At 60.2% G+C, this 12,002-nt stretch carries 9 protein-coding genes; 3 read left to right on the top strand and 6 right to left on the bottom strand.

The window, feature by feature from the left end:
• The 3 genes from GPA27_RS26395 to GPA27_RS26385 all read left to right on the top strand — a co-directional run.
• Positions 1 to 425: integrase core domain-containing protein (locus tag GPA27_RS26395; protein WP_246261506.1), on the top strand; the 425-nt coding region annotated here is incomplete at its 5' end.
• A 150-nt stretch (positions 426 to 575) separates the two neighbouring features.
• The gene (locus GPA27_RS26390; RefSeq protein ID WP_211165258.1) at positions 576 to 1,385 is read left to right on the top strand and encodes an HNH endonuclease; all 810 of its coding nucleotides are present in this window, start codon (positions 576 to 578) and stop codon (positions 1,383 to 1,385) included.
• On the top strand, positions 1,382 to 2,020 hold the full coding sequence (locus GPA27_RS26385) for a hypothetical protein (RefSeq protein WP_211165257.1): 639 nt from the start codon (positions 1,382 to 1,384) through the stop codon (positions 2,018 to 2,020). The genes GPA27_RS26390 and GPA27_RS26385 overlap by 4 nt, the downstream gene beginning before the upstream one ends.
• 220 nt (positions 2,021 to 2,240) lie before the next feature.
• On the opposite strand, the gene GPA27_RS26380 is transcribed toward GPA27_RS26385, so the two are convergent.
• The 6 genes from GPA27_RS26380 to GPA27_RS26355 form a co-directional block, all read right to left on the bottom strand.
• A complete protein-coding gene (locus GPA27_RS26380) occupies positions 2,241 to 7,508 on the bottom strand; it encodes a hypothetical protein (protein ID WP_211165259.1) in 5,268 nt (1,755 codons plus the stop codon).
• 573 nt (positions 7,509 to 8,081) lie between these two features.
• Positions 8,082 to 8,729, bottom strand: a complete 648-nt coding sequence (locus GPA27_RS26375; RefSeq protein ID WP_169143402.1) for a hypothetical protein — start codon at positions 8,727 to 8,729, stop codon at positions 8,082 to 8,084.
• A gap of 326 nt (positions 8,730 to 9,055) precedes the next feature.
• A complete protein-coding gene (locus tag GPA27_RS26370) occupies positions 9,056 to 9,352 on the bottom strand; it encodes a hypothetical protein (RefSeq protein WP_169143401.1) in 297 nt (98 codons plus the stop codon).
• A gap of 68 nt (positions 9,353 to 9,420) precedes the next feature.
• A complete protein-coding gene (locus GPA27_RS26365) occupies positions 9,421 to 10,509 on the bottom strand; it encodes a DUF8606 domain-containing protein (protein WP_169143400.1) in 1,089 nt (362 codons plus the stop codon).
• A 713-nt stretch (positions 10,510 to 11,222) separates the two neighbouring features.
• Positions 11,223 to 11,486 (bottom strand): helix-turn-helix domain-containing protein, encoded by a 264-nt coding sequence (locus tag GPA27_RS26360; protein WP_169143399.1) that lies wholly within the window; start codon positions 11,484 to 11,486, stop codon positions 11,223 to 11,225.
• Positions 11,487 to 11,524: 38 nt separating this feature from the next.
• Positions 11,525 to 12,002 (bottom strand): H-NS histone family protein (locus tag GPA27_RS26355; RefSeq protein ID WP_246261505.1); only part of this gene is annotated, 478 nt, incomplete at its 5' end.

Genomic DNA, 12,002 nt, shown 5'->3' with positions numbered 1-12,002 from the left:
TGCCGCACCGCCGCCTCGCGGAACTGAGTCGTATAGACCCGCTTCGGTATCCTCGCTTTCATTTCACGTTCCTCCATGAAGCCTTAGAACTTCACTTCATGGCGTCCGTTTTATGGGGGCAAGCTCACGTTTCGATCCGCTACAGCGAGCGGCTGGCCGAAGCAGGCATCGAGCCGTCAGTCGGCAGCAAGGGCGACAGCTACGACAACGCCTTGGCAGAAACGATCAACGGTTTGTACAAGGCGGAGATGATCCACCGGCGAGCGCCCTGGAAAACCAAGGAATCCGTGGAGCTGGCAACGCTGGAATGGGTGTCCTGGTTTAACCACCACAGGTTGCTTGAACCCATCGGGTATATCCCGCCCGCAGAAGCTGAGGCAAACTACTACGGGCAACTCGCCCGTCAGGCCGCCATCGCGGCCTGACTTAAACCAACCGGCCTCCACGGAACCCGGGGCGATTCAAGGTGCTGCAGTCATTTTTGGATACGCGGCACACCGTCAGGCGGTCTATGAATCTCAGTCCTGGCAACTGCAGAGTTTGATAGCAGAATTAGTCTATAGGGGGTAAATCACATGATGCAAACGACTGAAGATCCGCGGGAGCCCGCGATTCAAAACACCATAGTGACCGGCTCGCTGGATGACCGGTCAGAGCAACTCGCAGCAACCATCGCCTTCGCCATTGGGTTCGCCCAGCAAGGAGGGGCGCCGCTGGCCCTGAACGCAGCGCAGTCCCACAGGTCGCAGCTCTTGGCGCTGCTGACGCCGGCCACCGTAGAAAGGCTCACCGCCGGCGAGACGGTGAACATCGGCTCCGGCCCATCTTTGGATTTAATCGACGACCAAGCGGTGGGGAACTTCGTCGGGTTGGTCCTGTTCGTTGGCGTAGACGTGGCCCGGCTCGCGCTGCTGAAGGCTGACCGCGTATCCATGGTCATCGCAGTGCCCCAGACCAACGAGGAGCGCGCAGCGATCCTGGATGCTTTTCCGGACGCTGGGCGTCTTGACTTCAGGCCTGAGCCCGAGGCTGGCCCGTTACCCGAGATGACACAGTCGCACGCTTGCAAGATCCAGTGGCTGGAGCAGCGCTACGACCTTCTTGCTGCTGACAACTTTGACCGGAAGTCGGCCGAGGTCATTCTTGGCGCTGGCGAACCGCAGGTCTGCAGGTACTGCGGCAAGTCCGCCCCGGATGTGGCTTTTGACAACATCTCGCACGCCTTCCCCGAGCAGATCGGCAACAAGTGGCTGATCGACAGTCGCGAGTGCGATGTCTGCAACACTCATTTCGCCTCAGCCGTCGACGCCCTTTTGGAGACTGGTCGTTGCTGGCTCGCTCGACAGGTCGCATCCGGGGCAAAAAGAAGGTACCGACGTTCGTGACCTCAGACAGTGATCTCCGGATCGACGTCAAGAACGGCAACCTGAAGCTGACCGTGCGCAACGGCGACCCGCGTCTCAAGTTCGATGACAAGGCCAAGCGGATCGAAATGCGGCTTGAACGTCCGCCATACATCCCGATGGGCGTCTTCAAAAGCTTCGTGAAGATGGCGCTTGCTGTGATGCCTGAACCCGAGGTCAGCAAGTGCCAGCACCTCAAGGACTGGATCTTGGAGAAGAAGCACACCTTTGAGAGCTTCCCTTTTCATCCGCTGATGCTATACAGCCAGTTCATCGCTGGACCGGTACCCAACGACAAGATCAGCTTCATGTTGGTTCGCAGGAAAGCATCGGTCTCGGGGTGTCCCTACCTGATGTTCATGATTCAGTACGGCAATCACGTTCATCAGATGGCGCTACCGATGCCCAAGGAAGATGGCATGGGCCAGGAGCCGGTGCAGACGTCCCTTGTCTACTTCCCGCACCCGTGGGAAACCACGGATCACATTGAGGCGTATGGACCGGCGCGGCCCGTTGAGGAAAACCTGTCGTCGCCGGACTTCAGACGCAATGAGCCGTATCCCATGCACTTCACCTTTGCGAAGGCCATAGACACCACGCCGCCCAAAGCAGATTGAGCGCCATCTCGGTGCGGCGGCGTCGGTAGAGCAAATTGGCTATAGGAGACTTGGCACTCTATCGTATTAGGTTGGGTGTGCGGCGGTCATTTGAGATGCCGCCCATCGAATGCCAGTTAACGAACCCAGCGGCCGCCAGGATCATCCAATTGCAGACGTTGAGTTTGGGGCGGCGAGCGAACTTTCGTCACGCCGACCAAATGAAGCCTGTTCTCGACCGCTATCGCAGTTGCTTGATGCGCTCTTGTAGGGCTAGGGCGACTGGGATGTTCATACCTGCAAGTGCAGCCGCTATCTCGACAAGCGCCTGCCGCGCCTGAGCGTGTTGCGACAGGGCCTGTGCGTCGGAACTCAATGCTACCGCCACTAACTCCACCAATGCGTCGTTCGTACCCTCGCGGTACCAGCGATTGGAAGGTTCGCGCTCCGTTAGCATGACGGCGAGCCAGCGAAGTCCGTCAAGCCGAAGTGGGGCTCCGAACTTTGTCGTCAGGAAGTGGCAGAAACGGGTGACGCATTCTTCGTCGCGAGCCAAGTGCGCGGCGGCCCAGCACTCGTAGACATCCTTCATCCGCTGGGCCGCGTCCGAGTTCAGCCGGGACAGCGCGTCCTCGTTGCCGAAGCCGAGCAGGTCGCAAATCAAGCGCTCGCCGTAGAACCAGAGACCGGGTTGAGACCAATTGGCTGCGAGGCCGTACTCCGCGGTGGCCCGCCAGACGCGTTCGAATGCCACCGGGTCGTCACCCTTCCCCAGGCGCAGGAATAAGCCACCGATGAAGTGCTGCAGCGCGTAGTGTGCGGCCGGGCCGTGGGCGAGAACGGGTTCCCAAACCTCACGGTCTTCCCCTGCGGGCGCCGTGATCGACAAGGCTGCGAGCTTCAGAAGGATGCCGTAGCCGAGGTTCTGGCTCGGCAGGTCGTACTCGCCATGCTTCTTCTCGCGCGCCTTGGCGCGCGTCGCGTCGTAATCCCAGATGCGGAGCGCCAATCGCGTGTCGAGATCGCGGTCGCCAGTGCCACCGCCGTCGATGAGCCAGTTAAAAACCACACCGAGGAAGTGACCGTCTAGGGAGCCGCCTCGTTTGCGTTCCGGCTTTCCCCGCCAATTCTTGTCACCGGCCTCGTACAGCCGCGTGCGGCGCTGGAAGTCCAAACGTTCTCGGCCCGCGACGACACGCTTGAAATCGAGCTCATCCGGCGTCGCGTTCGGTCCACGGAGTGGAAAGCGTCGCAGCCGCGCGAGCCACACCCTCCAGGCGCGCTCCGCATCGTCGCCATCACCGTGGTGTGTAGCAAGCAGGTTGAGGCCCGACCAGAAGAGCCCGGCGCGGAGCAGCCGCCACCATGCGGTGCCTAGCTGCTCTCGATTGGCGTGGGCGACGTCGACCACAACAGCGGCCGCTCGCGTGTCGCCGCTCGTCAGAAGGCGCAGGACGGCGGTCTCCCATTCCTGAACGCCATCTCCATCGGCGAGCCACAGGTGCATGACCGCGTAGGCGACGAACTTCAGCTCGTCGCGGGGGCTCCCCATGCGCTGCCCGCGAATCTCTTCTCCTGTCGACGCGACCGCCGCCACACCGGCGCGCACGACTTCGAGGGCGTGCTTCTGCGCGTCAGGGTTCTGGGAGAGCCAAGCGCCGCCCAATGCGACGAGCGTACTGGCTGCAGCGAAACGACAACTCGATTTCGCGTCCTCATCGCCCCCTTCGGCCCCCGCCTCACACTCTTTCGACAGATTGAAGAGGTACGCGGCCTCATCGTCGGTGAGCGGTTGACCGCCCCGAAGCCGCTGCTCGCACCGGTCCGGCACTAGAAGATATGCGAGGGTGGGCGCGCTATCGGTCTGCCATGACTGCACCTCAAGGCTCAGCTCGTCAGGACAGATGAAGCCCTGGGTTTCTTCGCCCGTCGCCGGGTCGGTGACGACCTGATAGTTGGCTCGGTCGAGCGCGGCGAAGAACAGCCTGTACTCCAACGCCTCCTTGCGGTCTTCAGGCAGCCCCCAGGTCGGCAGCAGCGCTTGAAGACGCCGCGCAACGTCGTCGTCGGCCAACAGGAGTTCGACAACAACATCAAGGAACTTCTGTTGGCGATGGGGTGCCAAGGTCCAATCACGGGCGAAATTGAACATCGCCTCGCCGCCCTGGAGCCATTTCCATCCGATGAAGTTGTAGCCAATCTGCTTCACGCGCACGCTGTCCCAAAAGAACAGGTTTGGGCACGTCAGCAGGGCTGCGAGCGGCCCCGCCAGCAGCGACGGTCGATACTTAGCGACGTTGAGAAGCACGCTGACGAGTGCCGCGGAGTTCCCCTCTCGGAGTATCCTCTCGATATCAGCGATGATGTCCTCACCCGCGTCGAGCCGCAGCGTAAGCCAGCGCTCCAACGCATCGAGAGCGCCGTACAAGTTACCGTTTCGCAAGTCATTGGACTGCGGCCAGCCGAATACCTGCCACCAGCCAGGGAAGGTCTTCTTCGACCCGTCCGCAAATTGCAGCGTCACCCCGGGAGCCTCACCGGCGCGACCATTCATGACCTCGGCGACCCAGCGCTCCGTGCAGAAGTTCACCAGCGCGATGAGCGACGTGAGCGCCGTTTCTGGAGCCAACTGGAGGAAGGGGAAGAACGGGCTCTTCCAAAAGGCCGTCGGGTACGCGTCCTCGGGGTATTCGAGGCCGAGGTCCATTTCGAACCGCGCGGATCCATACTCCCGTTCCGGCTGATCTTCGATGATGAGCGCGAGCAGGACTTCGGCCGCCAGCTCAGGCTGCGCACTCATCAGAGAAAGGATGCCATTCTTCTTGATGCAGGCGGTCCGAAAATCCATGTCGACCTTGTCGCTGGCCCCCAGAGGCCAAGGCGGCAAGCGCTCGCGGAACGACCCGAGGGAGGGCGGCATCTGCTTCCGTTCTTCGTGCCGTGCCTTGTATTCGGCATCGGTCTTAAGACGCTCGGCGTGAGCCTTCGCCTTCTGTAGCTGAACCTCGGCGATGCGCCGTTTGACGTCAGCGTCGATCTCTCGGCGTCCCGCGAGTTCGAGCGCCCAGTTCCCGACCTCGGTTGGCAGGTCGGCCGCGCCAGCCAGTGGTGCGGTGTACAGCAACGGCTCACGCGTCAGGTACATCACGCCGTGGCCCTTCTCGACCTGCACGGTCCGAGCCATGGCGAGCGCCATCTCCGCCATCTCTAGGCGGAAAGGCATCGGATTGCCGCTGCTCAGTGTGCGCGGGGTCTTCGTCAGCCAGGTCTCGATGACCTTCGCGAGAGCGGACGAAACCAGCCCAGCTAGTCGCTCCCGCTGCGCGATGAGGAAGCGGAGAACGGGCGGCCACCGGCCAAGGACAATCGAGCGGTAGTGCGCCTCCATGTACAAGCCGAGCGCCGCGCTCGGTCCCATTCCGCCGCCGGTCGGCACCGTCGCGATGTGGTGGAAGCGCAGAAGCAGCCGCGTGAAGTGTTTCGCGCTGTTGTCGAGCAGGAGGTCGACGCGTTCGATCAGGAAGCGTTCAGCGTCGGGATCCAAGCAGAGCGCATCAAGGAGGATATTGCCCGCCGGCTCGTTCTTCGCAGCCTCCGCGGCCCTGAAGGCGACGTCCCAGGCCATGCCGGTCTCGGTCTGCTGTCGCAGGAGGAACTGGCCCAGCATCCGGAGCGAGTTCGTCCAGAGCGGACTGCGCGCCAGGGTGGCCCACTGCCGCGTGTCCGTCCAAATCTGTTTCAGGAACTGGAAGCGCGCCCAATCCGCCGCGAGATCGTGCTCGAACTCGATGCGGTTGGACCGCTCGTTCAGGCGCAGTGGAAGCTCCTCGGGCCGCCGCGTGAAGGTCGCCGCGTCCGCCGGCTCCAAGTCGGTCAGCGCGAAGCTGCGCTCAAACGATGCTTCTCGCTGGGCGAGGCGCATCATCAGGGCCTGAACGTCCGCGCGGTCCTTCGTCCAGTACTTCCAGAGACGGTCGGCGATGGCGGTGTGAGACGCCAGTCCGCTGGTGTTCGATCCCAGCGCCGCGCCCGCATTAATGACCCAAGCGAGCGTCCGCAGGTTCGTCAGCGCCGCGATGGTATCGTCATGCGCAGCCAACCAGCCCAAGATGGGCGACGGCAGAAGCGCCTGCTTCACCTCATCCCTCTTGAGCGCTTCAACCTCGACCAAGTGCGCTTTACGCCCACCGGGTATCGTCTCGTCGCCTTCGCCCCAGCTCTGCGTTTGCGTGACGATGACGACCCGCCATCCCCCCTCGGTCTCTTCGCCGTCATTCGGCAGGATGGCTTGAAGCAGCTTGCGGATGACGACGAACTCGCCGGCCTCTATGCGTTCCGCCGAGTCGATGACCAGCACGTTCTGCGGCTTCACCGTAGCGTTCAGTACAAGCGAAAGTTCGTGCGTCAAGGGAAGTGCGCTGCGGCGTGCCGCGCTGAGCGCCGTCTTCAGGTGTTCGGGACCGAACCACACCTGGTTCCAAGATGGATACGCGCTGTCCAAAACCGATTTGACCAGCGCCGACTTGCCTGAGCCCGACTCCCCGAACACCACCGTGACCCGGTTGTCGGCGACCGCTGCCTGGAGCGACGCCTTCTCCGCCGTGCGGGGCACGGCATAGCCTGAGGGCAGTTCCGTTTCTATCCGCGCCTTGTGGTCTGCTGTGATGTTAGAGAGCGTCTCCCAATCCCGCTCAAAATCTGGATGATGGCGGAGGTCAAACTGGCGCCGGAGCAAGGACAATAGGTCCGGAATGGTGATTGTCCCGCTGCGAAGGCGCACATCTTTCGCGACGTTGATGAGCGTCTTCCAGAGAGCCTGCGCTTCGTCGTCACGGCCAGATGAGAGCAAGCGACGGCATTGCGCGACAGCCTGGGTTTCGTTCTCGGAGTGCGCGAACTGCAAGTCGGTCGGCAGCACGTGCAGGCGGCGAATGAGCTCAATGGTCTCTTCGTCGGACGCGTCGCCGGGCTTCTGGACGCTGTCGAAGACATGCGACTGCCTCGTGTTGCTGCGGATGCGGCTCATCGTGAGCGCCGTATCCGTGCCGCTGCACGCGTTCTTCACTTCTCGCCACGTCGGGTCGAACGCCTGATGGGTGCCGAGCGTCACTAAGGCCAGTCCGTCAGTCGAACGATTGAATGGCCCCTGCGAGTCACGCCACTGTTCCCAAGCGCGCGTCGCGAAGTCAGCGGGGAGGCCAGCGGCGGTCACCTGCAAATTGCCCTTCGCCGAGATCGCAAGCCGCCGCGGCGCGGTGGTGGCCTGGGCCGTCAGCAGCACATCGTCGATGCGCCATCCCAAGACCGAAACTTGGGCTTGGACCTGCGTGACTACGCCGCCAATACCCGGTGGCTGCTCACCTGACAGGGCCTTCACCAACTGACAGGCGCTGAACAGGTCCTCGAACTCGAACCCGGCACCGCTCGTCGACCGCAGCGTCGCAGGCGCGCGTTTCGCGCTGCTGCCGCGAGGCGCTTTCGGCTTCGATTTATTCTTAGACGTGGCCATCAACTTCCGAATGCTTGTAGCTCTGGGTCATTGTCATAACTGTCGGCGAGAAGCAGGGGGTGCAGGCTCCTCGCCGCCTTATGGTGGGCTTGAAGCGCGTCGTAGGTCGCCGATCGCTAGTTCCGCATCACGGAGTTGCACCGACAAAGTGTACCGCCGAGGAGGTGCCGAAGCCACCGCGCCTGAAATCAAAACGTGCGGTGTGCCCGCGGAACAGACCTCCGGAATATCTCCAAAGGGTCGGCTCCCGTCCTCCATGCGTGACAACTGGCTGGCCGGTTCCAGTCGCAAGCTGCCCGCTAGGCCGCAAAGTGAAGAACTCCCACGTGGAGGGCCAGATCAGTCAGAAAGCTGTCGTCCAGCCTCTTCTGGGCTCCGTCCGTGCCCGACCCTCAGCAGTCAGTCAAGCTTAAGGAAAGCGGCCTATCAATCGGGATAGGAGGCCGCCTCATGGCGCCTCCCTCCGAACCGAATGTCACCACAGTCAGCTTCGACTTATAGAGATATCCATTGAACGGGCATTCAGTCGAAAGAGATGCAAAGCTGCTCCTCGGCGCAGTTTAGGTCACAGCTTCATTGCTTTCTGATTCCCTTCTCGAGCAGTGCAAATCTTCTGAACTGTTCCTTTTCGCGCAGAATCTCCTCTTTCCATGCGCGCTCTTCCATCGCCTTCCTGAAGGTCTGATAAGGATCGATTGCGCCCGCCAAGCCAGGTGGCGCGGGAAGAAAAATACTCTCCAGTAGCGGCACGACTCCTCGCTGAAAGTGGTCCTCCGGAAACAGCGCCACTTGAGTTGCTTTCCCTTGCGCTACCTCCTTTGGTTCGCCCGTCAGCGGAAGCCTTCCAAACGGGCAGAGATCAATGGCGCTATCAAGCCATTCGGAGTATTCCCCATCGAATACTCCGATGCCGGCGTCCATATCACGTAAATGAATATCTGCAAATTGCCGCGCCGCCGCGCCTACCGGGATACCAACATGACCCCATGCATGGTCGCGTTTGCTCGGGTGTCTGAATGTCAGGTCGGGTTTCACCTCAAAACCTCGTATCGGGGCGTAGAGCGCTTCACCGCTCGATGCACTCACAGGCATTTCGCGGTAAATGTTGATCGCGAGGGTGCCGATCCACCTACGGTACGAGTAGAACCTGAGACCTCGATAACCGATACCGTGCAACTCGCGCAGAACGCTCAACAGGTTATGGGCTGAATAGTCTTCCATGATCTACCACCTCTCGTTCGCAGCGTCTTGGCGCACCAGCTTGTTCATTTGCGACAGGAGCTTAGGCGGCACGTCATTGCTGCTTCCGTTCACTCTCAAGCCCTTGAGAGGGTCAGGATGCAAGTGCCGCGTGCCCCGTGCGGTTGATTTGCCTCCTAACTGTGATCGAACTGCTTAGCCACGGTGTTGCGACCAATGGCCAAGGGCTTTGGCGACCGTAGGACGAGTTGATTTGATGAAATCGTTCATCACTGTAGCGGAAACTTTGCCCCCTACATGCGCCCCCAAAGAAATGCTGAGCGATGGCCACCTTTTTCGGTTTGCACCTAGTTGATGGGAACCCTCAGAAAAGCAAACGGGATACCCACTAATCGTCCGACTTTCCTCCACGCACAAAGAAAACACAGGACTAAGAACGAGTACTGTTGATGCTCCGCATGCAATTCAACGTAAAGGCCGGTTTCTTGATTGTAACGAAATTCATAGTGCACAACAGAAGGCCAGCCATCAATTCTCACTTGAGCATAGATGTTCTTCTGCGGCTGAGGATCAATTCCCCAGCCATCCGGATCTATCATCAGGAACTCAGAAATGGCCTCTTGGATTTCTTTTGACACTGACATGGTGAATTCTCAATTATCTCGCCCCACCCGTCTTACCGGCTCAGCTAGGCTACGGCGGCGTTAGCGCTTCACTGCGCAAATTCCGTCTCCACAAATTTCAGAGTCTGTTCGTGCCTAAGCTTGCAGACCACATTCTGGTTTGCGAAGACACCTGCGAACGTCTTCGCCTGGCTCTTGGGAAAGGTCTTGATCCAACGAACGCCAACGACCCACTCGGACAGTTCCTCGTTGTCGGAGTTTTCATCAGCTCTTGCCGCTTTCAATTCTGCCGAAAGAAGAAATGTGTTGCTGTCATCGACTATAAAATCCCGAATCATGCAAGCGGGCTTAGTGACCTCACCAAACCCGACGTACCCTAGTCCGCGCATGTAGGCGTAGACTCGGTCGCCAACTGACAAGCGAAGGAGCGCCGAGGAGTATTTCTTACCCTGCCCAGCTCCAAGGAAACCATAGCGAACGTTATCGTCCCAAGTACGGTGAGGGCCTTCCCCAACGTTTACAAACCAATATCCCGTCCAATCGCTTGCGCCTGCAGCGGCAGTTCGTTGCTTGAACTCCTTGCGCTCGATGTAGTCCTTAGCCTCAGGTAGCGGTACTATTGTTTCTGGTTTGATGAATAGTTCTCCGTCAGAATCTAGGTACGGCGCTAGACGGGTGCACTGGATGTCTAATCCATACTCTCGCAACCACAGAACTGCTGAGAGAACCTCGGAGTTAAACTCGCGTGCGGCGAGGATGATGCGTTGCTCCCTATTCAGGGCTGCAATGTCGATGTCAATGAATTCTTCGATCGATTTCTCGGCCTCACTTTCCGTTTTTCCAAGGTAAGTTGCGTACTGTCGATGGATTTCGTCCGGCAAGAGCTTTGAGCAATAAGATGCGTACTTTATCGCCTGCCACTCGACCGCGCTTCCCGAATCGTCCCTCTTGAGTTCGACAACGGCGAGGCGGCCTTGCCTATCAATGCACAAAAGATCTAGCCGCTTTCCCGACGGCAGTATCACCTCCTTGCCTATAACAAGTAGGTCTTCACCAAGAATCTCCGGTGTCTTCTCGATCCATTCCTGGATGTCGAATCGCTCTCTGAGAGAAAGCTCAGAGAAGCCGGTGGGCTTGAGTGCAACAAGCGACTTTGTCTTCAAATCTACGCGGTACATAAGTATGAATTATGATGTCTGATGTTTGCTCAATTGGGGGCGCGCAATCTAACATTAGGCTACCCCGACTGGATTGCTATGTACATGGCTTCATGACAATGTCCGCTATTGGGATGGAAGCCGACCGGCAGCTCCTGGCCGGACAGAGACCTCGCCAAGTCGCTGGCCAACGTCTGGAGCGCATCAGAAAGCTGCCCGTCGTCCACAAAAAGGGCGTAGCAAAGCGAATGGCGGCTTACCGATTTGCGGCCCAGTTTAACGTCCGCTTCCGCGTAAAACCTCGATCGGCCGGTCAGGCCGAGGACGAGGCGGTCAGCCTAAAGAAACGACTGGCAGCTTGAAGATCAGAAAGCCAACTTCGACCTTGCAAACATCATCAGGCAGATCCGGGCCGGGTCCGGCTGTAGGTCAATCCTCGGCGCGGAAGTAGCGGCCAACTGTCGGAGCTGCGGCCGCTGACCGCCTCGTTGCTGACCTTGGCGGCGACATACCCCAACGCAAGACGGGCCGACAACCGGAAGCAGGGGGCTCCCCTGTGGCAGGTCATTACCCCCTCAGGCTGTGCAAATTTTGTACAGGCTGCAGACAACGGTGATGGTGCGGTAAGTAATGTGCAACATTTGCACATTCGTTCGTCCGAGACGATCTGGCGGTGTGGTGGCCGATCTGGTGCCTGTCGGCGACTCAGACGTCGCATGGGGCCGCGACGGCTCCTACCCCATTCCTCGCAGCCATGCGAGCAAGTCAGCCGCTTGCTTTTCCGTGCCGTACGTCATGTGCAGCAGCAAACGCACGGGGCCCGGAATGCTTCGACCCGACTCGTAGCGCGAGCCGCCAGACTGGGTGACGGACAGACGGCTCCAGAACTCGGCTTGATTGAGACCGAGCTTCTTTCGCATCTCGCGGACGTCGTCACCGGTCTTGAAGCGCAACGCGGGCTGCTTGCGCGGTTTCGCAGGGGAGGTCGGCGTGGTCATGGCAAAGCGTCCTGCAGAGTGAGGCGTGTGAGAAAGGCCTAATCGACGGTGACTGGCGTCTGCGCCGGCGAATCGCTTGCCGACGGTTGAATGGGGCTTGTCGGTTTATTGGCGGTGGTGCTACTGGTTCGAGACTGTCGCTGTTCGAAGTGTGCGGCGGCCGTCGCGAGCGCCTCCAGCGCGCCGCCGATCGCGAGCCAGGCCTCCACCCATTGCGGCTTGCGGCCGCGTCCCGACCAGGCGAGATCCATCTTCGACGGGTGGCGATATTTCGCCGGCTGCGGCGAGCGGGTCGGTGCTGCGCGGGAGGGGGGCTCGGTCTGCTTCCCTGTGGCGGTGCCGGGGCCGCGCAGTACGTCATCGAGGGTCATGCCGTTGTCGCGCGCCATCCTCCGCAGCTTCTTCAACATGGCGGCTTTCCCCGCGGCTTCCTGTCGCGCGATCTCCTTTTCGAGGCGGGCGCCGAGTTGCTTGAGTTGGGGGAGGGTGTAACTGCTGAGATTCACGGTCATAGGG

Source organism: Aromatoleum toluolicum (assembly GCF_012911005.2).
GTDB lineage: Bacteria > Pseudomonadota > Gammaproteobacteria > Burkholderiales > Rhodocyclaceae > Aromatoleum > Aromatoleum toluolicum.
Note: the sequence above shows the minus strand (reverse complement) of the source record. Positions and strands in the feature narration are given on the sequence as shown.

What these genes read in the sequence shown, in the direction of transcription:
- GPA27_RS26390 (WP_211165258.1), top strand. Translation starts at nt 576, where the DNA reads ATGATGCAAACGACTGAAGATCCGCGGGAGCCCGCGATTCAAAACACC.
- GPA27_RS26380 (WP_211165259.1), bottom strand. Translation starts at nt 7,508, where the DNA reads ATGGCCACGTCTAAGAATAAATCGAAGCCGAAAGCGCCTCGCGGCAGC.
- GPA27_RS26375 (WP_169143402.1), bottom strand. Translation starts at nt 8,729, where the DNA reads ATGGAAGACTATTCAGCCCATAACCTGTTGAGCGTTCTGCGCGAGTTG.
- GPA27_RS26370 (WP_169143401.1), bottom strand. Translation starts at nt 9,352, where the DNA reads ATGTCAGTGTCAAAAGAAATCCAAGAGGCCATTTCTGAGTTCCTGATG.
- GPA27_RS26365 (WP_169143400.1), bottom strand. Translation starts at nt 10,509, where the DNA reads ATGTACCGCGTAGATTTGAAGACAAAGTCGCTTGTTGCACTCAAGCCC.
- GPA27_RS26360 (WP_169143399.1), bottom strand. Translation starts at nt 11,486, where the DNA reads ATGACCACGCCGACCTCCCCTGCGAAACCGCGCAAGCAGCCCGCGTTG.